The organism is Acinetobacter sp. Res13-Abat-PEC15-P4-01, assembly GCF_015676285.1.
GTDB lineage: Bacteria > Pseudomonadota > Gammaproteobacteria > Pseudomonadales > Moraxellaceae > Acinetobacter > Acinetobacter nematophilus.
In genome coordinates this window covers 383136-408087 of the sequence record NZ_JADAIN010000020.1, presented here as the reverse complement: position 1 = coordinate 408087, position 24952 = coordinate 383136, and the positions used below count along the sequence as shown (strand labels likewise).

The 24952-nt window shown below is 41.0% G+C and carries 23 protein-coding genes; 7 read left to right on the top strand and 16 right to left on the bottom strand.

Features of this window, described 5'->3' with window-relative positions; translation table 11 throughout:
* Positions 1-6: 6 nt before the first annotated feature.
* From feaR to IMO47_RS08815, 9 genes are all read right to left on the bottom strand, one after another.
* Positions 7-915, bottom strand: coding sequence for a transcriptional regulator FeaR (feaR, locus tag IMO47_RS08855; RefSeq protein WP_196075847.1), 909 nt, complete (start codon positions 913-915; stop codon positions 7-9).
* A gap of 139 nt (positions 916-1054) precedes the next feature.
* Positions 1055-2020 carry a p-hydroxyphenylacetate 3-hydroxylase reductase component gene (locus tag IMO47_RS08850; RefSeq protein ID WP_196075858.1) on the bottom strand — a complete coding sequence of 322 codons (966 nt, stop codon included), beginning with the start codon at positions 2018-2020 and terminating at the stop codon, positions 1055-1057.
* 72 nt (positions 2021-2092) lie between these two features.
* Entirely contained in the window at positions 2093-3046 is a 954-nt protein-coding gene (locus tag IMO47_RS08845; RefSeq protein WP_196075848.1) for a PDR/VanB family oxidoreductase, read from the bottom strand.
* Positions 3047-3080: 34 nt separating this feature from the next.
* A complete protein-coding gene (locus tag IMO47_RS08840) occupies positions 3081-3818 on the bottom strand; it encodes an SDR family NAD(P)-dependent oxidoreductase (RefSeq protein WP_196075849.1) in 738 nt (245 codons plus the stop codon).
* A 10-nt stretch (positions 3819-3828) separates the two neighbouring features.
* Positions 3829-4314, bottom strand: a complete 486-nt coding sequence (locus IMO47_RS08835) for an aromatic-ring-hydroxylating dioxygenase subunit beta (protein ID WP_196075850.1) — start codon at positions 4312-4314, stop codon at positions 3829-3831.
* A 10-nt stretch (positions 4315-4324) separates the two neighbouring features.
* The gene (locus IMO47_RS08830; protein ID WP_196075851.1) at positions 4325-5602 is read right to left on the bottom strand and encodes an aromatic ring-hydroxylating dioxygenase subunit alpha; all 1278 of its coding nucleotides are present in this window, start codon (positions 5600-5602) and stop codon (positions 4325-4327) included.
* 30 nt (positions 5603-5632) lie between these two features.
* The gene (locus IMO47_RS08825) at positions 5633-6160 is read right to left on the bottom strand and encodes a nuclear transport factor 2 family protein (RefSeq protein WP_196075852.1); all 528 of its coding nucleotides are present in this window, start codon (positions 6158-6160) and stop codon (positions 5633-5635) included.
* 43 nt (positions 6161-6203) lie between these two features.
* Positions 6204-7340 carry an acyl-CoA dehydrogenase family protein gene (locus tag IMO47_RS08820; RefSeq protein WP_227552246.1) on the bottom strand — a complete coding sequence of 379 codons (1137 nt, stop codon included), beginning with the start codon at positions 7338-7340 and terminating at the stop codon, positions 6204-6206.
* Between the two features lie 48 nt (positions 7341-7388).
* The gene (locus IMO47_RS08815; RefSeq protein WP_196075854.1) at positions 7389-8501 is read right to left on the bottom strand and encodes an amidase; all 1113 of its coding nucleotides are present in this window, start codon (positions 8499-8501) and stop codon (positions 7389-7391) included.
* A gap of 149 nt (positions 8502-8650) precedes the next feature.
* On the opposite strand from IMO47_RS08815, the gene IMO47_RS08810 reads away from it, so the two are divergent.
* The gene (locus tag IMO47_RS08810; RefSeq protein ID WP_004831289.1) at positions 8651-9118 is read left to right on the top strand and encodes a winged helix DNA-binding protein; all 468 of its coding nucleotides are present in this window, start codon (positions 8651-8653) and stop codon (positions 9116-9118) included.
* 49 nt (positions 9119-9167) lie between these two features.
* On the opposite strand, the gene IMO47_RS08805 is transcribed toward IMO47_RS08810, so the two are convergent.
* From IMO47_RS08805 to IMO47_RS08790, 4 genes are all read right to left on the bottom strand, one after another.
* Entirely contained in the window at positions 9168-10166 is a 999-nt protein-coding gene (locus IMO47_RS08805; RefSeq protein ID WP_196075855.1) for a 3-hydroxybutyryl-CoA dehydrogenase, read from the bottom strand.
* A gap of 1 nt (position 10167) precedes the next feature.
* On the bottom strand, positions 10168-11274 hold the full coding sequence (locus tag IMO47_RS08800; protein WP_196075856.1) for an NAD/NADP-dependent octopine/nopaline dehydrogenase family protein: 1107 nt from the start codon (positions 11272-11274) through the stop codon (positions 10168-10170).
* Positions 11275-11372: 98 nt separating this feature from the next.
* Positions 11373-12368, bottom strand: a complete 996-nt coding sequence (locus tag IMO47_RS08795; RefSeq protein ID WP_196075859.1) for an AraC family transcriptional regulator — start codon at positions 12366-12368, stop codon at positions 11373-11375.
* A gap of 90 nt (positions 12369-12458) precedes the next feature.
* Entirely contained in the window at positions 12459-13802 is a 1344-nt protein-coding gene (locus IMO47_RS08790) for an MFS transporter (protein ID WP_196075857.1), read from the bottom strand.
* Positions 13803-14166: 364 nt separating this feature from the next.
* Between IMO47_RS08790 and IMO47_RS08785 the strand changes: the two genes are divergently transcribed.
* The 4 genes from IMO47_RS08785 to IMO47_RS08770 all read left to right on the top strand — a co-directional run bounded on the left by IMO47_RS08785 (position 14167) and on the right by IMO47_RS08770 (position 19189).
* The gene (locus IMO47_RS08785) at positions 14167-14559 is read left to right on the top strand and encodes a DUF4440 domain-containing protein (RefSeq protein WP_196077450.1); all 393 of its coding nucleotides are present in this window, start codon (positions 14167-14169) and stop codon (positions 14557-14559) included.
* Between the two features lie 501 nt (positions 14560-15060).
* Positions 15061-16452, top strand: coding sequence for a GntP family permease (locus IMO47_RS08780; protein ID WP_196074769.1), 1392 nt, complete (start codon positions 15061-15063; stop codon positions 16450-16452).
* 32 nt (positions 16453-16484) lie between these two features.
* A complete protein-coding gene (locus IMO47_RS08775) occupies positions 16485-17645 on the top strand; it encodes an iron-containing alcohol dehydrogenase (RefSeq protein ID WP_196074768.1) in 1161 nt (386 codons plus the stop codon).
* A 47-nt stretch (positions 17646-17692) separates the two neighbouring features.
* Positions 17693-19189 (top strand): CoA-acylating methylmalonate-semialdehyde dehydrogenase, encoded by a 1497-nt coding sequence (locus IMO47_RS08770; protein WP_196074767.1) that lies wholly within the window; start codon positions 17693-17695, stop codon positions 19187-19189.
* Between the two features lie 50 nt (positions 19190-19239).
* Here the strand turns inward: IMO47_RS08770 and IMO47_RS08765 are convergent, their stop codons facing one another.
* Complete coding sequence (locus tag IMO47_RS08765) at positions 19240-19992, bottom strand: IclR family transcriptional regulator (protein ID WP_196074766.1); 753 nt, start codon at positions 19990-19992, stop codon at positions 19240-19242.
* Positions 19993-20256: 264 nt separating this feature from the next.
* Here IMO47_RS08765 and IMO47_RS08760 point away from each other — a divergent pair, with 264 nt between their 5' ends.
* Positions 20257-21312: a helix-turn-helix domain-containing protein gene (locus IMO47_RS08760; RefSeq protein WP_196074774.1), complete on the top strand. Its 1056-nt coding sequence runs from the start codon at positions 20257-20259 to the stop codon at positions 21310-21312.
* Between the two features lie 193 nt (positions 21313-21505).
* Positions 21506-22426 (top strand): aromatic amino acid DMT transporter YddG, encoded by a 921-nt coding sequence (yddG, locus tag IMO47_RS08755; RefSeq protein ID WP_196074765.1) that lies wholly within the window; start codon positions 21506-21508, stop codon positions 22424-22426.
* 137 nt (positions 22427-22563) lie between these two features.
* Here the strand turns inward: yddG (IMO47_RS08755) and IMO47_RS08750 are convergent, their stop codons facing one another.
* Both IMO47_RS08750 and yddG (IMO47_RS08745) read right to left on the bottom strand, forming a co-directional pair.
* A complete protein-coding gene (locus tag IMO47_RS08750) occupies positions 22564-23892 on the bottom strand; it encodes an MFS transporter (RefSeq protein WP_196074764.1) in 1329 nt (442 codons plus the stop codon).
* 165 nt (positions 23893-24057) lie between these two features.
* On the bottom strand, positions 24058-24945 hold the full coding sequence (gene yddG / locus IMO47_RS08745) for an aromatic amino acid DMT transporter YddG (RefSeq protein ID WP_196074773.1): 888 nt from the start codon (positions 24943-24945) through the stop codon (positions 24058-24060).
* Between the last annotated feature and the right edge of the window lie 7 nt (positions 24946-24952).

Sequence of the window (24952 nt, the reverse complement as noted above, 5' to 3'; positions counted from 1 at the left end):
CTGCGGTTAAATTTTGAGGCGATATGCTTTGGGTGTTATCCCGACGATCTTACGGAATAGCTTAGAAAAATGGGCACTGTCACCAAAACCGCACTTCAAAGCAATTTCAGTGATTGACAAGCTTTTATTTTTATTATCTTTTAACTCATATTGAATTTTTTCAATGCGATGCATTTGAATAAATTTATGAACTGATTGTTGGTGATGTTCAAACAAACGATGCAAATGTCGCAGAGAAATGCCTAAATGATCAGCGATCATTTGTGCGTTTAAGTTCTGTTGGTCAAGGTGTTCAAAAATAAATCGTTCTGCTTTTAATTTAAGATGATCTGAAATTTCAATATTTCTATAATTGATGGTGGGTTTAATCAAAGCGATCAAGGCATCTTCAAAAGCATTCTCATCTTCTTTTGCATACCAGAGTTCGATCTTTTCAGGCGAAAGATTCTGCAACATGCACTTCAGTAAATGTCCACTCATGTTTGAAGTAATTAACTTACCAAAGTGATCCACAGTAATGCCTTGTCTAAACAATTTTTCACGCGATAAATGCACTGATACATGGCTAAACAAACCTTGTGGGTACATATCTATGGTTTCATCTGGATCAAGTAATGCAATATCACCCTCATTTAATTGAATACTCTGATCCTTATAGGCAATCCGCATTCTGCCTGTATACTGGATCACCAAAAAACAGAGACGGTCTTTCACTCGATCTGGTATGCCGCTTTTGCGGGAAATATGACTGGCATTACTTTTAATAAATGCAACCTCTGTTTCTCCCAGTAAAAAAAACTTAACCTCACCAATGAATAAACTACAGTGTTTATCAAAAGTCGTCTCAAAATCACCGCAGACTTTTTGGATGCATTCAGTCCACTGCACCATTTCATTTTTTTGAACTTGATTCATATCCATTTCCCTCGGATAGAACGATTGAATAGGGTGAACAATTATGCTTGACTGAGTTTAGCCCACAAAAACTATAGGATTAGATTCAATATTCAAACTGCCGACAAGCTCATTGACAAGTTTGTCGGCTCCTAAAGTCTCATGCTATTCCTGCAATATCCTTTAAGATTTTTATAAATACTTCCTTCTCTTGTTCAGGATATTTCTCAAAAACCTCATTTTGATGACTGTCCGCAATATCAAATAAATAATGTGCTGTTTTCTTGCCCTTTTCTGTCAGCTTGAAAAAACCATCACTTTCAATCATTAAACCATCTTTTTTAAGAATTGTTGCAGCCTGTTCAACTTCACGCATAGGCATGGCAATATCGCGTGGTAAATCTGCTTTATTCGAAGCGGTTCCACTTCCCAATACCAACAATAAACGGGCTTCACTGGTCCGGAACCCTGTCACGAGCTGCTTAGGAATATAATCTGTTTGATAAAATTTAAACGCCCGACTCATCAGATAACACACGTTACTGTATAAATGTCCTTGATGAAGTTGCCCTAAATCCTCTGGTTCTGCTTGAACAGTGTCTTTCAACTGAAGCAAAGGGTGTGGAATGACTCCAGAATAAGCACCTTGGTGATAAACCAAAGGGCTGCGCCCCTGATCATGAAACTTCACCACCTTTCCGATAATAATCCAATGATCCCCCCCTTCAATAATTGCATGTCGCTCACATTCAAACACAGCTGAACAGTGGTCTAAAACCGGCGCCTTTCCTGCACCTGTCTGATAACTTGTTCCCTCGTATTTATCAATATTACGGCGTGAAAATTTGTTGGATAACTCAATTTGAGAACCTGATAAAATATTCACAGCAAAATGAGTCGCTTGTTCAAATACAGAAAAACTGGATGATTTCTTATCGATACTCCATAAAATTAAAGGCGGGTCCAAGGACACGGAGTTAAAGCTATTTGCAGTGACGCCCACTTTCTCGCCTTGATCGTTTTGTGCGGTAACGATGGTCACACCAGTTGCAAAGTTTCCCAATGCACGTCTAAACTGCATCGGATCTATGCTGATTTCATCCATTGATTGTCGTGAATTCATTATTCTCTCCTGAATCTTTTATCCTATTTGATGTCCTATCTTTGTCATCTCTATATCGTGGTTTAATCCAACTGATTAAATATCCAGGACCAACCTTGCTGACTTAGAACGAGAACAACACACCAGTATCTGTTCATTGCTGGCCTTTTCTTCATCTGTAAAATACACATCACGATGGTCAGGTTCGCCTTCAATCACATCGCACATACAGGTACCACATACCCCCTGTTCGCATGACATTTCGATATCTATGCCTTCTCGTGCCAAAGCCTGCAGAATCGTTTCTTCAGCATTGACCATAATAATTTTACCACTGCGTTCAGCCACAACCTCAAAAGCATCTCCGCCTGTTTCGACTTCAACCTGAAAATACTCTTTATGAATGTGCTGTTCAGGAAAATTTTGGCTGAGGGCTAAGTTGATCACCCAATCCATAAAGCCGTGAGGTCCACACGTATAGATATGGCTGTTTTTTTCAATGTCTTGAATGGCTGATTGGAAAAATTCACGATGATTGGCGCCTTCAGATTTAAAATGGAAAGTGCTGAACGGTGCCAATACCCCATTTTTAATTTCATCAACGAAAGCGCAGTGCTCTGGACTTGCTCCACAATAATGCAATTCAAATGAAGCACCTTCTTGTTCCAGTTGATAAGCCATTGTAATTAACGGCGTGATTCCAATACCACCACCGATCAATACAGCATGTTTGGCTTTAACCAATGGAAATAGATTTTTGGGCTGACTGACCTGAATCTGCATGCCATCTTTTAAATCATCAAACGCAGAGATTGATCCCCCACGGGATTCCGGATCCCGTAAAATTCCTAATCGAAACTTACCCACCTCATTTGGATTTTGGCAAAGTGAGTATTGACGTACCATGCCATTCGGCAAGTGCACATCAATATGCGCACCTGCTTCAATTTTTGGTAAAGCCATTGAATCTGCTGACTCAAATTCCATTACTGCAACATTTCCACCCTCAACATGACGGTTTCTGACCACCACGTTATACAGCATCGTCATGATTTATCTCCCTATTATGTGCTGAGCGCTAGGCTTAACGCATAAATAATCCACCGTTAATATCCCATGTTGCGCCAGTCACAAATGCAGCACTTGGGCTTGCCAGCAAAGCGCAGGTTTCAGCAATAAATGTCATACTCCCCAGTGCTCTAACAGGGATGTTTTGAATAAATTGCGCCATTTTTTCCTCAGATACCACGCTATGTACAATCGGTGATTCCATAGGACCCGGGGCGATAGCATTCACCGTTACCCCTTTGGCAGCAAATTCCTTAGCAAAAATTTTGGTTAAGGTCACGATTGCACCTTTGGTCGCTGCATAGTGTGCGCCTGTGGCAGTTCCACCATTTTGTCCAGCCAAAGAAGCCATATTTACGATACGGCCATAACCCTGATCTGCCATATATTTGCCAATGATCTGACAAGATTGGAAAGTGCCGCGTTGGTTCACCTGTGTCACCCAGTCAAAATCTGCAGCAGTAATTTCTAAAACAGGCGTTGCCTTGGTTACAGTTGCATTGTTAATCAATACATCCAGTTTTGAGAACTTTTCTTGAATCCACTGTACTGCTGCATGGAAATCGGCCTCTACTGAAATATCCAGTTTTAAGGCAAACATATTTTCCGCATAGGCACTGCGTGCTTTGGCATTCTCAGCCTTTTCCAAGCTACTTGCTGAAACAATGACCTGATGTCCTTGAGCCGCAAAATATTCGGCAATCACATTCCCCAGTCCAGAAGCAGCACCTGTCACTAAAACAACCTGTTTCATTTTCATGCTCCTAGAGGATATAACTGATACCCGCCAAGGTATCGGTCGAGTTGACTAAGTTAATAATTTTTCTGTTGATTTTAAACCCATGCTCAGAGTCACGAACCAAATGGAATGTCACATCGGCGGTATAATGTTTTAGGCTCTCTTTACGAAACTCACGTAAGTTTTGTGCGCAACGTAAAATTATTTCGCCGTCTTGATCTTGTACAATGCGAATGCGTGAAACACTGCGTACCGTATTGGCTTTAGGTGTAGTTGAAATCGCCTCACCATTTTGCAAGCGCTGCACACGTAACTTACGCATATGATGATCGTCATAAGCATAGTTCAAGTTATTTTCGTAATCTGTCAGTTTTGGATCAATTGGAATGATATAGACCCCCTCCTCATTCCATAAATCCAACCAATTATCATGCTCAGAATGATCCAACATATCAGCCTCAGCCCAGATAAACGCTGTAATTTCATTGAGTAAATCTAGATCAATTTTCATGGCACTCTCCTTAAGCCGTCATCAACTTTTTCCACTGCTGATAAGCAGCACGCATGCCTGTTTCAGCACTGACATCACTCTTTAAACCATCTTCAGTTTTGACTTCACCCGGTAGACCTCGATTTAACATGATCCATAAGTCATTGCCTGCGCTTGCACCATGTTGTACACGTTCCCATGCCTCGGAATCATCTGGAGTTCCAAAACCGAACGGTCCCTGGAAATGTTCATGTAGTCGTAAACGATATTGATTGGCAATCTGTGGTCCACCATCCATGGTAATGACAGAGTGGTGAATTTCAGTTTCTTTGGCTGAAATAGGTTGCATCACACGGAAGAAAGCCATTGAGCAGGCGATGTTCGGGAATATATTCAAGTTAAAACCAGATCCGCCAACAGCACGTACGATACGGCGGACTTCCAGTTCTTCATGACCTTCATCACGCAAGGCCTGAGCCAAGTCTTCAAAGCGTTCTTGGATTGGTCGCTCCATTAACTCTTCTTCTAGATCGACGAGTTCAGGAATCATCACCATGACACTGTGACCATTGCCTAAGTCTTCGACAAATCCAGGTTGATTTTCAAAATCGAACAGTTGTTCTGTTTTCTCATCGACTGAGCTTAAGAAAGACTTATGTACCAATGGGAAATGATAGGCGTCCGTGGTGTTTTCTAACTGAATTTTCCAGTTTCCCGGAAAACGAAAACGATGCTCACCCAATATTTTGATTGGATAGCCTGCACCTTGCTTCATAAACAGATCTATCCATTTCTTTGCAGCACCCAAGAAATCTTCCAAGGGTTCAATATCCTGTTTAAACGTGGCAAAAATCATGCCATTGTATTCTTCGACCCTTAAACTCACCAAGGGGAATTCAGACTTGTCGAGACAGTCTCCATAACTTTCAGGTGAAGGTACACCACGTAATGTGCCATCCAGCGCATAACTCCAACCATGATAAGGACAGACAAAACTGTTGGTCTTGCCCTTTTTATGTTCGCAGACTGTTGCTGCACGATGACGGCAACGGTTTAACAGAACATGAACTTTCTTTTTGCGATCACGAACCACAACAACAGGCTGTTGACCGATATTGATGGTCTTATAACTTCCACCCTCAGGAATTTCACTGGCATGGGCTACCCAGACCCAAGTGCTGTAATAAATTTTTTCCATCTCTTGTTCAAAGATATGCTCATCTTTATATAAGGAGGTATGTGCACGGTCACTTTGAACCAAATCGTTGTAATCAACATCAATGTTCTGCATTGGAATAATACTGTTCATATCAATTATCCTTTTCAATCTATCCATAGGTTATTGCTGAGACGGTACTGGCAATTTCGCTGTACTGTTCCAGTGGGATACGGGACGACTAAAAATATTTTCAGTCTGGAAATGTTTAATTTTCCAACGCCCATCGGCTTGCTGTTTAAACTTGACTCTAAGTTTTGCGGCGTTTAAATGACTCTGGTCATCGCCGAAAGTTGAGGTCTGCAACATCAACCAACTTGCATTTGCCTGTTCGGCATTCATTTCAATTTGCTCTGAACTGAGGAAGTGCGCATTCATCACAAAGTGTGATTCTTTCCGGGTATAGCTTTTAAACATGTTAAAAATGGCCTGCCAAGAATCGTAACGTCCAAAAGATTGGGCATATTTTTCACCAATCCCTTCCCATATACTGTCTGGGTCAAATAAATCCATGAGTTCATCCAGATCAGTATTGGCATTTAAGCCATCACAAATTTCCATATAGCGGTTGATACAGTTACGAATTGCATTTTGTGCTTCAAGGTGCTGTATCCGCTGTATAAGATGCTGTAAAACGGATTGATCATTCATCTCTGCTCGGTCCCTGTACTGTTGTCTCATGCTATTTATCAAACTATAGATAACCCGGTGTTGGTTTCATTCCGAAGCTCACCAAAGCAGCATTCTGTAAAGTGGCATCCCCCATAAAGGCATGCTGGGTCACTACATTGGTATCGTTAACGAAACGGCTAAAGGGATTGTGGGTATAGATTGCAGTCATACCTGCCAACATTTGGATTTTACGTGTTACACGTGCGCAGACTCTTGCCACATGGGTACATGACAATCGCATATCGCTCACCTGCTCTGCTGTGGGTGTACGTTCAGCAAGTATTTCATTCCAAACGATTTGCATAGTGTCATAGAACCAAACCCGTGCTGCTTTAAATTCTGCTTCAGCCTGAGCAAATTCGTATTGGGTGATGGGACGATGGGCAATTTCAGCCCCACCCGTAATGGAAGCTTTACCCGGTGCAAGCTTTTGAAACTCTTCAATTGCTGCTGCCGCTACACCAATTCCCACCACAGTTAAAACCTGTGTTGCCAGTGACAGTGAGGGATATTTAAAAAATGGTTCGGACAACTTCGATGGCTCACCGCGAACAAAAGTCCATTCTTTTGCGACCAGAACATTTTTCACCACCAAATCATGACTACCTGTACCTTTGAGTCCCACAGTATCCCACGTCATTTCGATTTGCGCCTGTTGCGCAGGCATGACTGCCATACGGGGTAAACCCTGAGTTTCATTATTTTTCTGTGGTGAAATCCCGACCCCTACGATATCTGCCCCCATGCAGCCACTGGAAAATTTCCAGCGCCCGCTGACCACAACGCCTTGTTCAGTCATTTCCGCTGGTTGTGGCGGAAAAATCCCTCCTGCAAAAACGATATCGGGACTGTCTTGGTATAACTGCTCAAGCGTTGCTTCAGGCAAACTGCCTAAATATGCAGGACTCATCCCAAAGCTTGCTACCCAACCTACTGAGCCATCCGCTTTAGACAATTTTTCAATCAATTCACAAAACTGTTTTGGTGACCATTCATTGCCGCCAAAGCGTTTCGGAACCAAAGCACGATACACACCGATGTGTTTAAGTTTCTCGATAATGTCCTGACTGACATATGCTTGATTATCGAACTCACCTGTACAAGCACGCTCCCGTATTTCCAGACATAAAGCGTCTAATTCTGCTGTTTTTGTATCCATAACAAAATCCTTTGTCGCTAACTGATTCATTACCCGCTTCCTTGTAATTTATTGCGCTGCCTCAACGATATATTTCGCAATTGCACAGACATGCTCATCTGCATTTTGTTTTGCCACGATTTGTAAACCGACAGGTAAACCTGACGCTGTTTGTAGCGGTATTGAAATCGCTGGATGTCCCGATAAATTAAAAGGACGAACCAAGCCCGTTAAATTCAAGAACGCCACTGTATTTTCTGCTTCACTTACTTTGGGTGGAATCTGTGGCAGGGTCGGTAAAATCAAGGCATCAAATTGTGTCAATAAAGCATCGATTTCAGCCTTAAACTTGGCTTTTATCTGTTCTGCTTGCTGCACTTGTTGCAATGTTGTTTGGGCAGCTTTGAGTAATCGAGCGTTGACATCTGCACCGACCAATCCGGTTTCGGTTAAAGCTGCATATGCCTGCCAATTCTCATAATTGATGACTTGCATACCCGCCTCGAAAGCCGAGTCAAACCATTCTGATTTCACAGAAGTCAACGGCAAATCAGCTTGATCAAGATAATCCTGAATACATTCAATCACTTCAGTATCCGCTCTTACATCAAGCCAAGCGAGTTTTGGTGCCTGAGTTAATTCAGCTAAAGGATGGAAGCTTGGATCAATAATTTGCATTGCTGTTTCAATCATGCTGACTGACATTGCAAATGGTCCAACACAGTCCAAAGAACTCACTGTTGGATGCACACCTTTACGACTCACTCGATCAAAGGTTGGTTTTAAACCATATACCCCGCAACATGCTGCAGGCATACGGATTGAACCGCCGGTATCGGTACCCAGTGTAAAATCAGCCAAACCTGCTGCTATGGCTGCCGCAGAACCGCTTGATGAACCGCCGGGAATCAGGTCTGGATATTTAGGATTAAGCGCAGTGCCAAAGCTGTGATTGATACCGGTAATCCCAAAGGCAAGTTCATGCAAATTGGTTTTCGCCGTGATTTGACAATCAGCAGCCAAAATAAGCTCCACAACTTCTGCATTTGCAGTTGCAGCAGGTGTATCCATCAACGCTTGGCTACCTGACATCGTTTTCATGCCTTGAATGTCAATGGAATCTTTCACCATCACTTTCAAAGCACCGGTGCCTTTTCGTACCTCTTGTACAACAATATTCATTCACTTTTCCATGTATTTTTATAGTTAATACAAATATCGGAAAAAGTAATGTAATTGTCAAGCTATTTTTATTGATAAACAGCAAAGAAAAAAAAATTTAATTTTTGTATAATGAGAAATGTCCATTTTTATAAAGTTATTACTTGGCTATGCTGACTCATTTAGAACAATTCCTACCTAACAATGAACCAAGCAGTTTACAAAGCTATCCTTTTTTCTGGATCTCGCAAGTTAACGGGAAATACACGCAGCTTATTGAAAAATCGATTAAAAAATTAGGTATAGACAACACTCGCCGTAAAATTATCTTGAGCACAAATGCTTTAGAGCAAGCCAGTATTACAGAGATTGCCAATCTCTCTACCCTGAAATTAACCACGGCAACCAAAGCGATTTATCGTTTAGTTGAAGACGATATTGTGCAAGTTTTTTCATCTGAGGCTGACGAACGGATCTCTATGGTCAAACTGACCGATAAAGGAAAAGAACTGGTGGAACAAATTAATCAAATCAGCCAAGTGACTTTGTCGGGGATTCTAAATGCCTTTGAAGATGAAGAACTTCATCAATTAAATGCCCAACTTAAAAAACTGTTCAATCTTATGCCTTCGAGTTAAACATGATCGTAAAAGCTCATCTCTATAGAGATGAGCTGAACATCAAAGTTTAAACTGCGTCATGCTGTAAAATATTAAAATGCGGTTTTAAATCGTGGTGGGTGATTCGATCTGCAAATCGATGTAACACCTGCTGTTTATAAGCAGCAATATCAACCTGATCATAATTATAAAAGCCTTGTTTTTCACGTAAGCCATTGTGTTGTCGACGCATGTTTTCAGTAATGATTTCAGGTGTTTGAAAGCGATTCCCCAACTCCTTTTGCAAATATTGTGAGGCATAATACAAAATATCACCTCCTCCCCAATCAATGAATTCCAATAGTCCCAAGACAGAAAAGCGCAAACCAAAACCTGTGCGAATGGCAATATCAATATCTTCTGCCGAGGCTACACCTTCTTCGAGCATTCTTGCTGCTTCATTCATTGCCAATGCTTGAATCCGCGGCACGATATAACCGGCTTTCGCGTTACATACCACAGGAACTTTGCCCATGGCATGAAAAAAGTTTTTTAAATCGGTTACCGCTTCATCGGAAGTTTGTTCAGAACGGCTTAATTCCACCAAGGGCATCAGATAAGCAGGATTTAACCAGTGTGCATTGATCACTCTTGCAGGATGCGAAATCATTTGCGCAATATCGCTAACCAAAAAGGTAGATGTTGTCGAAGCGACGATACAATTGGCTAAAATACAGGAGTCTAGCCATGCAAAAACTTCCTGTTTGAGTTGTTTTACTTCTGGAACAGCTTCAAGTAATAAATCACAATTCGATAAGACTCCAACCGATGCATCTCGGCTTAAAATATCAATCTTCTCCAGTATAAAAACGTGTTGCTCAGATTGAATAAAATTAATTTTCCCAAGTAATGCAACCTCTTGCTCAAGATCATCCTGAATTTGAATGCGATAGTTTAGGAAATCATCTTCACTTCGTTGTCTTGCATCAATTAACGCCACCCTCAGCCCAGCGTAGGCAAAAGCAATCGCCATCGCTTTGCCCATTCTCCCCGCACCCAATATTGCAATCTTTGAAATTTTGCCCATACTAAACTCCTTGCAACAACATCGCTTGCAACGCTGCTTTACTGTGATCGGCAAGCCCTAAATTTTCAAATGTTCGACCTTCCTGATATAAATCTTTTCCAGTAATTGCAGAAGCTATATTCAGTAAACCTTCCGCGACAGGGGTTGCGACACCGACCCAGCGTCCTACCGAAACTAAAAAGGATAGTCCCAAACGCGTGTCTTCCAACATATAACGGTGCGACTTTAGATCAATATCTTCTCGCCAATCGCCACTATCGGTTAATTTGCCATGAGCACCTCGCCCATACATCCATTCATCTCCCTCATCAGCTTGATTGTAGTGATCCGCCAAAGGGAAATGAGGTGCAGCATAACCCAATGCTTCACGGACCTGCATTCGCTCAGCATCCAGTTGATTGGTCACACGTCGAATTGAAGGCTGCGTACCTTCATTGTGAATATCCCAAGCTTCAAAATGCTCCAATGGTCCAGCATTCATGAGAATCAAAGGGGGATGAATGATTGGTCCGGCATTCATCAAAGCTCCGCTCAAACCATCTTCAATCGGCTCTACACTTGGATAAGCCTGTTTCAGCTGTCGAAAAGCATGTTCTGACAATGCTCTTGGAAACACACCCGTCGGCAATCTCGTGGCATAACCACTGATTACAATTTGATTGACCCCATGTTTACGCACCAAATACGGTAAAGTCCCGGTTTCTGCGAAAGCCACTTCTGCATGATTCCCCGCATCCCGCATGGCTTTGGCAAAAATAAAACTGCCAAATGTCGCAGGAGGCAAAAACACCACCTGCCCAGCTTGAAAAAATTTTGCCGCTTGTTGTGCTAAATCTTCATGTGTTGTGGCTGGCAGAGGAATAATGATTAATTCTGCATGCTGAATGGCATCCTGTAAGTCATGAGTCAAGTTGATCTGGCTCTGTTCAAAGCCGACTGTTAAGGTTCGATCTCCCTGATAATCCTTCACTTTCAATTGACCTGTCATGGCGAATTGATTTAACGCTGTTGAATCACGGCGCCATAACACCACATCATGCCCTTTTTCTGCCATTTCTGCTGCAGCTGCATAGCATCCATGCCCACCGCCGAGTACTGTAATTTTCATGATCTCTCCTGATGATTCTCTTTCAATTCATCATAGGTCAGACATAAACATCTGGCTTATCCAAATGCGCAGTGCTTATTCAATTTACGCAGGCATTTTTAGTTGAGCGGAACATTCATTTTTAAGGTCTGAGAGGGCGAACAGCCATAACGTTTTTTATAAATTGTTGAAAAATGTCCAAAACTCTGGATACCGTAACGCAATAAAATATCTGTAACCGTTTCATTGACTTGTGTCGCTTGCAAAGCCTGATGGACATGTTTTAATCGTTGCTCACGGATATATTCCACAGGTGTTTGCTGTAAATATTGTCCAAAGCCTTTTTGCAATGTACGGATCGACACATCACAGTGTTGGCTCAAACTGGATAATGAAATTGGTTGCTGTAATTGATCTTGAATATACTGTTGGGCTTTTTTTAGATAACGTGGTAAAAGCTGCTGACCTTGAATACGCAGCCGCTCACTATAGTTGTTTGGAATTTTGAGTAAAATCAATTCAATCAGATACTGGGTAAAACTGCTCGAAATAAACTGCCAATTGTGAATATGATAATAGGCATGACACAGATAATTGAGCGTTTCGATCACTGCATCCATGCCCTCAGCCGTACAAGATGGCGAAGTATCAAACTGAAGCGGAGCTTGAGCCGAATGTCCCAACATATGACATAACTGTGCTTCCACGTCATGCTGTGACAATTTTAGAATAATATTGCGACAGTCCTGGTTGGTGACAATCTGCTGCCGTGTATAGGGATGTGTGACGGACATAATTCCAACGGATTGCAGCAGATGTTGATTTGCTACACTGACTTTGCATTGACCTTCAAGGGTAAGTCGGAATAAATAAAAGTTAGATCGCTCATCAATCGTAATCATCACGGGCGCACTATATTTCAAATCGTATAGCGCATTATTTCCAAAGCTAAAACCATTTAAGCGTGTATTCAAGGGCTCTTTTAAGGCAACATCAAAATGATGCGGACATAAATAATGGCTGATTTGCGCTTTAATGGTCTGATAGTCATCGGATTTCAATAATAAAAATTCATCCAGATAATGAAGGTGATTCAGTTTGACAGATATTTCCATCATTACACTCCCTTGTTATGGATTGATCAAATCAACAGCTGCGCCCATTACAAAAGAATGGGCGCTGATGGTTTATCAAACACGGCTATTTCATGAAGCATGTTCCCTTTGCATACTGTCACTGAATGCCTGACAGCCTTTTTTCAATAAAATAAACGCCAATATGCATGATATGGTTCCAACAATGGTCAATGAAGTTCCGACCATCAACGGGTTTTCAAAGACTTTATCAGTAATTAATGCCACCAAAGTTGTACCTATTCCAACGGCAACCAGATTACTGATCAGCAAAAAAATGGCCGAAATTTGGGCACGCAGTTGGTTTGGCGCCAGCATTTGCATTGCTGTAGTTGAAATTGGCATCGGGAAAGATGCAAAAAACATTGCAGGTACAAGGAAGACAACAGAAAGCCACAATTGATTGACTTGGCTAAATATCATCATGGGTAAAATTAAGCCGACAATTCCAATCACACCCGTAATCATGGGTGCATCTTTACGTCCTTTTTGAATAAACCAGTCATTTAACCATCCTGCGCAGAATACTCCTAAAATATTTGCCACCAGTAAAACACTTCCAAGCATATAGCCTGCTTCTGTTGGAGTAAGTCCAAATTTGCGCATATAAAATGCTGGCGACCAACTGATTAAACAGTACAACGCCATCGCATAAAAGGTGAAACCCAAATAATGGCATCTAAATGTTTGTGCATGCTTTTTAATAAATTTGAAAGCATCGCGCATGCTGGTTTTTTCCACTTGACCTTGTGCATTTAAGCGTTGCCCTTTACGTTTTGGTTCTCTAACGGTGAGTAATACCAATAATCCAATAAATACTCCCGGTAAACCGACAATAATAAAAGCGGCCTGCCAGGCTTTTAATGCACCAAAAACCGGGATCAGTATCGTGTCCATATTTTTGAGCAAACCAATCACATATCCACCGACCAGAAAGGCAATACCGCCGCCAACAAAAGATCCTATTGAATATACCGCAACCGCTCTCCCCAATTTATCCTTACTGAACATATCACTAAACATCGAATAGGCGGCTGGAGATAAGGCAGCCTCGCCTACACCTACGCCCATACGGCTTAGAAACAGTTGAATAAAGTTTTTACTCAGCCCACAAAATGCCGTTGCGATACTCCAGAAAACCACACCAATTGCGATAATTTTTGGTCGTGAAAATCGATCTGCCAGATAAGCCAGGGGTAAGCCCATAAAAGCATAAAACAATGAAAATGCTAAACCATGCAATAAGCTAAACTGGGTATCTGACAGACCAAGATCAGCTTTAATTGGCTCAATCATCAGTGCCAATATCTGTCGATCAATAAATGAAAATATATAGGCCAACATACACAGTAAAACCACATACCACGCGTATATATTGGATTGAGCCCTTGTTGGCTCGGTTGTATGAGTATCCATCTTTCTTCCTTGTCCATACTATTGTTCTAATGGGTCTTCTTATTGAAGGGTCTTGTGACCAGAACACATCTCCTTTTCCAGTCATCTTCAATAAGGTGAATCATCATGTCCTATAATTATTATTTTTACATGGAATTTTCCATAATAATTCAGGTATAAAGTTATACCTTTTTTGCTATTTTAGCTATTCCTGAATTACCTCAGTATGAAAAATAATTTAAAAATTAATTAAGTATCTGAAAATTAATTTTTTATTGTTCACTGGCATCATTGACCAAAATATATTTTTTAAATTTATATTGAATTTTACATTTATTTTTGCAATAAAATATAAAGCATAAAAAATTTTTAAATGGAAACGGATATGGCACTTTTAAAAGAACATGCAATCGAAAGTATACATACAATGCATGTATTGATCGAAAAGATTTTTACTGGACAACATTCAGAACAAGATCTTCCCCTACTGATTGATTATTTTGCAGATCATTTTGAAATGATCGGTGCAGCAGGAAAACGGATTAAACTTCAAGAAGTCAAAGGGTTGTTCGCAAATAATCAAGGAAAAATGCCTGATCTTCAGATTGAAATCTATGATGAGCAGGTACTTTTACAGCACCCAAATGCCATTGTGCTCAGCTATACTGAAAAACACACCAAATCTTCCAGTGTGCTCATCCGCCGATCATGTGCATTGATTGAGGAAATTGAAGGAAAGATGCTTTGGAGTTATTTACAGGAAACTTTTTTATCCTAAAATCTGCCCTCGATGAAAAGATTGTGCCCTATGTCCCATTGAATTAATCAAATGGATATAGGGCATACCGAATTTTGCTGCTTTCTCATTTTCCCCGTGTGTTGTAATTCTAAATTTATTTGTATTTTCATTTCTAAAAATGATCTTGGATACATTCTGCCCTCAATAAGAATATATTTATTCCATCTCATCCCAAGCCCCGCTCTTTATTTATTTTTCGTGAACCGCTCCGATCCCAATGATGGCAGACAGTGAAAGAATCTCTTTGCTTCAATCCATATTGCGCCTACAAAATTTTAAACAACCGATAAAATCAATAAATAAATCATTAATTTAAAATTATTTAACTTTTTAAAAATGTAATCACATCACATTATTCTTCACACTACTCTAACGAGAATTACCATTTGAATTTTTTGTTGACATCATCAAGATTAAATTATATACATTAATAACGATACAAATCGTATCATTATAGAATGAAAAACAGGATGTATAAAAATGATAGGACTAATTGGAATAGTCTTGTCCTTAATATTGCTGATGTATTTAGCGTATAGAGGATTTAGCGTTATTGTACTTGCTCCACTACTTGCATTATTTGCAGTGGCTTGGAGTGGGCTAAGTAATGAATTGCTGGGTTTTTACTCCCAGGTGTTCATGACTGGCTTAGGCGGTTATATCATCAAATATTTTCCACTCTTTTTATTGGGTGCAATATTTGGAAAATTAATGGATGACTCTGGTTCTGCCCAAACCATTGCCAACTTTTTTGTTGACAAATTGGGACACCGTCGTGCCATGTTATCTATTGTGCTGTCCTGCGCGATTCTAACCTATGGCGGCGTTTCTCTTTTTGTTGTTGGTTTTGCTGTATTTCCAATTGCTTCGGCATTATTTAAAGAGCTGGGTATCCCTAAACGCTTAATTCCAGCAGCGATTATGCTGGGCGCACTCACTTTTACCATGACTGCGCTGCCCGGCACACCGGCGATTCAAAATGCGATCCCAATGCCTTTCTTTAACACGGATCTATACGCAGCACCTGGTCTCGGTACTTTAGCGTCAATTTTTATCTTATTGACTGGCATGTGGTGGTTAAATCGACGTATTGCCCAAGCAGACCGCAATAAAGAAGGTTATGGCAACCATCTGGAAACTCATTTTGAAACAAAGTTGGTGAAATCAAATCCAAGTCTGATCATTGCATTTGCACCAATTTTAATTGTAATTATCACCAACTTAGTGCTGACTAAATTAATTTTACCTTCGTTGGACACTGCCTATCTAGCTACAGATCAGTTTGGCAATACTTCATTGAATTCAGTGATTGGATTGTGGGCAATTATTTGTGCCTTGGTCTTGGCCTGTCTGAGCATTATCGTGCTCAACTGGAAAGCCATTGTTGATATTAAAGACTCCATTCAGCAAGGTGTTTCCTCCTCCTTTCTGCCTATTTTCAATACCGCCTCTGAAGTCGGCTATGGTTCAGTCATCGCATCATTGGCGGGTTTCATTATCTTACGTGACTTCTTGGTCGGTATTGCACCGAACAACCCGCTGATTTCTGAAGCCATTGTGATCAACGTATTGGCAGGCATCACTGGTTCCGCGTCTGGGGGATTGAGTATTGCACTCAATACCATGGGAGAGACCTATAAGAATCTCGCGATTGAGCACGGTATTTCTCAAGAACTGATGCACCGTGTCGCGTCTATGGCTTCTGGCGCACTGGATTCACTTCCGCACAATGGTGCAGTCATCACCATTATTACCTTATGTGGTTTGACACACAAACAATCCTATTACGACATGTTTGTGGTCGCTGTCATTATTCCACTGATTGCGCTGTGTGGCGTGATTACATTGGGAACATTATTCGGTTCATTTTAAAAACCCATCATTCATTACGAAAGGAATAAAAAATGTCTCATTCAATTAATCTTCCAAGGATTATGGAAGTTGGAAAAAATGCCAGAGCAAAGCTTCCGGCAATTCTTGAAAGTTTAGGTGCGAAAAAGCCACTCATCATTACCGACAAAATGATGGTGACGCTAGGTTATATCCAACAGATTCAAGACATCCTCGAGGCAGCAGGAATAGAGAGCGACTATTTTGATGAAACAATTCCTGAACCGACTTCAGGCTCAATCGAAGCAGGTGTTCACTATGTTCAAAATCACCAATATGATGCCATTATTGCAATTGGTGGCGGAAGCCCGATTGACAGTGCAAAAGCAATCAGCATTTTGAGTAAACATGGTGGCAAAATTTCTGACTATAAATTTCCCCGCCAAGTCAATGAAATGGGGCTGCCAATTATTGCCATTCCTACAACAGCGGGCACAGGCTCGGAATGTACTCGTTTTACCATTATTACCAATGATCTCACCAGTGAAAAAATGCTCTGTGCAGGTTTAGGATTTTTACCGGTTGCAGCCATCATTGACTATGAGTTAACCCTGTCTTTACCTGCCCGTACCACGGCAGATACAGGTATTGATGCATTAACCCATGCCATTGAAGCGTATGTCAGTAAAAAAGCCAGCCCATATAGTGATGCTCAAGCCATTGCTGCGATGAATCTCATCGGACCGAACTTGCAGGTGGTTTATCACCAGCCTGATCATGAACAGGCACGCGAAAAAATGATGCTCGGCTCTACTTTTGCAGGGATTGCCTTTTCCAATGCCTCGGTCGCTTTGGTGCATGGAATGAGCCGCCCTATCGGTGCTTTTTTCCATGTTCCACATGGCTTATCGAATGCCATGCTGCTTCCGATGATCACTGAATTCTCAATAGAAGCTGCACCTGAACGCTATGCAGAATGCGCCAAAGCAATGGGCTGCGCACATTTTGATGACTCAAATGACGTGGCAAATCAAAAACTAATTAATACCTTAATCGAGATTAATCGTGATCTCAAAGTGCCGACTCTGGCGGAGTTTGGCGTAGACAAAAAATATTTTGATGAAGTGGTTCAAACCATGGCGGAGCAAGCGCTCGCCTCAGGTTCTCCATCAAATAATCCTATTGTTCCTACAGTTGAACAAATGGTCTCGCTCTACCAAAAACTCTGGTCATGACTCAACGCCACCTTTACTATTTTTCATCACAATGAGGATATCCCCACATGGAATTAATCGGACATTTTATTAACGGTGCTTTAAATACTGAATACACCAGAACTCAAGCTGTTTTCAACCCATCACTCGGTTTGCAAACCAAAGAAGTCGCATTAGCAGGCAAAGCTACAGTTGAAGAAGCAATTGCTGCTGCTGAAGCAGCATTTCCTGAATGGCGTAATACCCCAGTGCTTAAACGTGCTCGTGTCATGTTCAAATTCAAAGAATTGCTTGAACAAAATGCTGAAAAAATTTGCCAATTGATTGGAGAGGAACACGGAAAAATCGTGCACGATGCAGCAGGAGAACTACAGCGTGGCATTGAAAATGTCGAATATGCCTGTGGCGCACCAGAGTTTTTAAAAGGTGAGTTCAGTAAAAATGTTGGACCGTCAATTGATTCCTGGAGTGAATTTCAACCTTTAGGCGTGGTCGCAGGAATTACCCCTTTTAACTTTCCTGTAATGGTGCCTTTGTGGATGTTCCCAATGGCGATTGTCTGTGGAAATACCTTTGTCTTAAAACCGTCTGAACGAGACCCATCTTCGACCCTATTCATTGCACAATTACTTAAAGAAGCGGGACTGCCTGACGGTGTACTCAATGTGGTTAACGGTGACAAAGAAGCAGTGGACACATTACTGCACGATACACGTATCCAAGCGGTGAGCTTTGTAGGCTCAACACCTATTGCAGAATACATTTATAAAACTGCAACGGCGGCAGGTAAACGTTGCCAAGCACTGGGAGGTGCGAAAAACCATGCGATCGTCATGCCAGATGCAGATCTTGATAATGTAGTAAACTCTTTACTCGGTGCGGCTTTTGGTTCATCAGGTGAACGCTGTATGGCTTTGTCTGTTGCAGTTGCTGTGGGCGATGAGATTGCCGACCAAATGATTTCAAAACTCTCTAATGAAATCAGTACATTGAAATATGGTCCCTACTCAGACAAAAACAATGACTTTGGTCCCGTCATTACTGCACAGCATAAAGCAAAGGTTGAAGGTTATATCAGCAGCGCAGAACAACAAGGTGCAAAAATTGTTGTTGATGGTCGAAATGCAGCACCATCTGGCTATGAAAATGGCTTTTATGTTGGTGCAACATTAATCGACCAGGTCCAGCCCAATATGACCAGTTATAAAGAAGAAATCTTTGGTCCCGTACTACAAGTCATCCGTGTAAAAACCATGCAAGAAGCCATGGATCTCATTGATCAGCATGAATATGGCAACGGAACATGTATCTATACTCGTGATGGTGAAGCAGCCCGCTATTTCAGTGACCACATCAAAGTCGGTATGGTCGGAATTAATATTCCGCTCCCCGTTCCTGTGGCTTATCATAGTTTTGGCGGTTGGAAACGCTCATTATTTGGTGATTTAAACGCATATGGTCCAGACGGTGCTCGCTTCTATACACGCAGAAAAACCATTACTCAACGTTGGCCGAGTACCAATGTTCGTGAAGGCGCACAATTTTCAATGCCAACATTAAATTAATGATATTTCATTTGTTTTAAGAATAAGCAGGCATCATCGCCTGCTTATCCTCACTCGACTTCAATCAATTTATTTAAATCACGGGCTGCTTGACGAAGTAGAGGTTCAAACTGCAAAAGGTCTTCGAGTGATTTGCGGATTGTCGGCGCATGTACATATAGGCAGGCGATAATCGTATCACCACGCTGAATCGGGACTGAACATGCAACCATACCTGAAATAAACTCCTCATTGTCCGTGCCAATTTTATTGAGAAATATCTGATCTAAATTTTCTTCAAGTAACACTGGATCAGTAATGGTATTACGCGTAAGTTGCGTAATCGGTAAATGCTCCAAAATATTTTTTCTACGTGGGCTGGGCTGAAAACTTAAAAAAAGTTTTCCACTTGAGCTACACCATAAAGGCACAGTTGAACCGACAGGTAAATACACCTGCAATGGCCAGTTCGCTTGTACGCGATCTGTATATAGCATTTGATTATTATTCAAGATGGCAATGCCACAGGTCTCATTAATTTGATCTGAAAGTTTTTGTAATATTGCCAATCGTTCCATTTTTCGTGGCTCTTGCTCCCATGAACTCAACAGCAGTTTATAGGTTCGATCGCCCAAGATATATCCACCATACATATCCGTTTTAACGAATTTTTCTTGTTCCAATGTCTGTAGTAAACGATGAATACTCGGTTTTGGGATATCCAATTCGACAGAAAGATCAAGTGGTGTTGGGGGATGTTTCGCAGTTGATATGGCTTCAATAATGTCTAAAACGCGTGTAATTGATGAACCTTTTTTATTCATTCTCATGTTTCCAACAATTCAATCCGGTCAGTCTATGTTCTGCTCTTGTTCATCATAACAGATTGTAACTGATAAATATTGAATCGCATTTTTTTCATCGTCCTGAATATAAAAATCAATCGTTGAGTACACTGCTTTTATTTAATGTTTTATAAGCACCTCTGAGCTATAACCTGCTAGAATAAAATTCAATTTAAGCCCAAGCACCCATAAAATAACTCATTTGGGCTTCACACTGCTCTTATGGATTTGACGGTGAAAATGATGCAAGACGTATCTTTCAATGCTTATGATGAGGTTTCTCCTAGCCCTGAAAGCCTTTCAAAAATTAAACCTGATCTCCGAGTTGGCTTTATTCTCATGGATAAATTCACTTTGGCGCCCGTTTCAGGTTTTGTCGAATCATTGAGATTTGCCGCTGATCAATCCTTTCGCAGCTTGCAGATCTATTGTAAATGGGACTGGATGACCTATCACAATCAACCCGTTCATGCCAGTTGCGGCTTATCCGTCAATCCAACCAAAAATCTAGATCCGAATGAACTTAAACAAAACTATGATTATATTGTCATTGCGGGGGGATTGCTCAGCGAAACTCGCAAACCACCTGAATATTTACTGGAAGTTTTAAAAGAGATACACGCCGCCAAAATTCCAATTATTGCTTTGTGTTCAGGTTGTTTTGTATTGGGTAATGCGGGTTTACTCAACGGTCGTAAATGTGCCATCCATTTTACGACTCGAGATGAGTTTGTAGGGCTTTTTCCACAAGCCATTACACTCATTGAGCAAAATTATATTGAAGATCATGGCATATTTACCTGTCCGGGAGGAACAGCAATTGATTTGGCAGCAGATTTAATTCGTATCCATTGTGGAGAAATCCGTGCCAAAAAAAGTTTGGATTATTTATTAATTAAAGAAAAACCGTTGTCATCTCAAACTAGAGAAAACACCGATTTAGACAGCCCCAGCACCTATGAAAATAACATGGTCGCTAAAGCAATCGCTTTTATGAGTGAGAATTTAAGTGCCCATGTGACCTTAAAAGAAGTTGCTGAACATGTAAATACCAATCCGAGACAATTAAATCGGGCATTTATGGCAAACACCAATGAAGCACCCGCCAATTACTGGCGTAGACTGCGCTTAGAACATGCTCGTAAACTACTTGCAAACACCAGTGCGTATATCACCAACATTGCAATCGAATGTGGTTTTTCCGATGGTTCTCACTTTATCCTGTGGTTTAAAAAACAATATGGTGAAACCCCGTTTGCCTATCGAAAACGCCGTCATGGAGTAGACAAACTGAAATGAAACAATGCTGTCTATAATGTGATTACACGTTTAAATCGCTTGCAATATTTCATTTCCCAAACACCCCCTATGTAAAAATATACTAGATAATGTCCTAATCTTCCTATTCTACTTGGTTGTATTTTTCTATTCTGTAGGGCTACATTCATATCTGCCTTCTCTACAACTCTCTATCCTCTATTTTGAAATCTCTATGTCTAAGAATTTAGCAACATTGGTCGGCCTAAGTGCAATTCTCATGTGGGCATCCATGGTCGGCTTGGTGAAATATATCAGTAGCACTGTCGGTCCTGCGATGGGAATTACCCTGATTTATAGTTTAAGTGCGCTGATCGTTCTGCTGATTTTTAGGTTTCCCAACTTTAAACTGATTTCAAAAAAATACTTAATTCTTGCTACATCCCTGTTCATTGTTTATGAGCTGTGCTTTTCATTTGCAATCGCCTATTCCAAGACCTCGCAGCAAGCCATCGAAGTCAGCATTGTAAATTACTTATGGCCAAGTCTGACCATTGCGGCTTTTGTCATATTTAAAGAATTAAAATTTAATGTTTTGATCTTAATTGGGTTATTTATTTCGATTAGTGGAATTATTTATATTCAAACAGGTAGTGGATCGTTCAGTGCCCAAAGTGTGGTCACAAATCTAAAAGATAATCCTCTCAGTTATCTTTTAGCACTTTCAGGCGCAGTGATTTGGGCATTTTACTGTGTGGTTACCCGAAAAATGAGCAACGGGCAAAACCCAATCTCGTTTTTCTTTATCGGTGTTGCACTCACGCTCTGGATAAAATTGATAGTCTCCGACCAATTGGTCATGCCTGATTTTGATCTTGAATTATGCTTATATCTATTATTCGCTGCTGCTGCCGTTGGTCTGGGCTATGCAGCTTGGAATATTGGCATTATTCACGGCAATATCACCATTCTTGTTGTGGCGTCCTACTTTACACCGATTGTTTCATCCGTCTTGGCGATGTTTGTGTTAGATACTCAATTACCAATCACTTTTTGGCAAGGAACAAGCTTAGTGACGCTGGGCTCTTTTATCTGCTGGATTTCAAGTAACTGGATTGCAATCAAACCATTATTGAAAAAATTAAGAACGTATTGAATGCAAAGCTTATTTTCTAAAACCTGACTTTGCTCAAATTGTGCTTTACTAAAATACTGTCATCGATCGAAACAGGATACAAGATTTTGTATCCTGTTCATTTTACTACTCACCTTACCACTCACCTTTGCTGTATATCATTCCAATGCGGCTGCCTCAGAAAGATCTTTTGATTTGGTTTCTGGTGCCCAAGCGACAGAAACAATTAACCCAATCAAAGTGACTGCTGCAGCAACGTACATGGTATTACCAATCCCGATAGTTTCAAGAGACATCGGAACAAGAAAGGTTCCAATTGCAGCGCCGATTCGTGTGGCGGAAACCGCCCATCCCATTGCATAAGGACGTAACTCTGTTGGAAAAATTTCATTGGGGTAAACAAGCTCTAAAACTTGCGCACCACCAATCAATAAGGCATAAGCGCCAAAGAACACCAATACCACCATTTCTGAAGAATCAGAGAATGTTCCCAGTAACAATAAAGCCAAACCTGACCACAAGAAACTGTGAATCAGCATCTTACGACGCCCCAATACATCAATCAATTTAGTACCGAGAATACAACCGATGACAAATAACAGGGTAATTGCAACGGAGCCATAAGCTGCCCAATCTCCTTCTAGCTTGAGCGCTGCAAGCACTTTTGGAGCAAAAGCATACACAGCAAAAACAGGAATGATGGCACATGTCCAAAATACAATGACAAACATGAGGCGCTTGCCGTAGCCCATCCGCAACATATCACCCAATGAGAGTTTTGCGGATGTTGGTTCTTTAGGCAAATTCACCAGTGAAAATTGATTGCCATATACCTTCTTGATGACATTTTCCGCATCAGAACTTCTATTTTTAGTAATGAGCCAACGCGCTGATTCGACAGTACCGAGACGAGATAAAAGTAAAATCACACCAATAATGACTGAACTAGAAAGTGCCCAACGCCAACCTTCATTGCCCATAACACGAACAATAATATCTCCAAAAATATAAGCCATTGCTGCACCTGCAAACCATAAGATGGTAAAGCTGGCTAAACGTGAACCACGGTATTTTTTTGGTACGAATTCAACAAACAGACTGGTTGCAGCAGAATAATCAATTGCAATCGCGATACCGATTAAAAACCGCAACATAAAAATCATCATGGGCGAATCTGTCCAAAATTGCAGAATTGAACAAATTAAAAAAATGACAGGCGCAACAAATACAATTTTTCTACGACCGAACTTATCTGTGAGCCAACCACTAAATAAGCCACCTGCAAAAATCCCAAGCAGTGCTGAAGTTGCAATCATGCCCTGCCAAAAGTTAGTGAGTTGTAAATTGGCTGTCATCTGTACCAAGGCAATACCAATGATGCTGAGTATATAGCCATCCATTAATGACGCTCCCCCAACAGAAACTGTAAGTCTCTGATGAAATCCATTTAGGGAAACATCTTCTACTGAAATATTAGAATTATTCATTGTGACTTCCTTAATTTAAAGTAAGCCGAACCCACAAAACAGTTGAAATGATCATATTTCAAAGTTTATATTTCATCCCTTAGCTCAGGGATTCAGCTTTTTCCATTTAAAATTGAGTTGTTATAATATTTCTCTGATCTATGACCTCATTTACATTCAGAGTGGTTATTTCTGACGTGTGGCAAACCAACATAAAATAGAGCCAAGGCATACCATGGCTGCCCCTTGCCAGAAAGAGAGTGAAAGCGGCGTTTGTAAAACGATGGCCGCAAGTGCAGCTGAAAAAACAGGAATAAAATAAGAAGCACCAGCCAAAAGTGTGACATTGCCATGCAAAATACCAATATTCCAAGCCGCATAACCAAAACCCATTGCCCCCGCAGCAAGTACAAGATAAATCAGCGCATGTAAATCAAAGTGCATCGGTACTGCCCCCATAGCGAGGTATTTAATCCATAACACTGCAGCCGTAAGCATAAAAAAGAGGGTTACTCCATTTTTGCCATTGGCAATTCTTGCTGTAACGGTGCAATAGGCAGCCCAAATCAAAGCACCTATAAATGCCAGTCCATAGCTCAAGGGATTATCTTGAATATTTCGCCCGATACTGACCAAATCAAGTCCCTGCTCTCCACCTAAAACCCAACAAATGCCTAAAATTGCGATGGCAAAACCAGGGATCACCAGTAAATTTGACTTTTGATGATTGAATAAAATGGCACAAACCATGGTCAAGGCTGGCCATAAATAATTGACCATTCCGACCTCGATTGCCTGTTGACTGGTATTTGCATAGCCAATCGACAGGGCCAAACACAGTTCATAAGATACAAACAGTAGGCTTCCCCACATTAGGTACGCTCGTGGAAATTCTCGTAGTTTGGGAAATCCAATACTTAAGAACAAGAACACTGAAGCAACGCTATATATCATTGCTGCACCTCCTGTTGCACCCAGACTTTCACTGACACTGCGAATCAGCCCAACAATGGCACTCCACAACAGCACGGCAATCAGTCCGATCAGCGTTGCATTGTTTCTGCTTACTATCATCTTCATC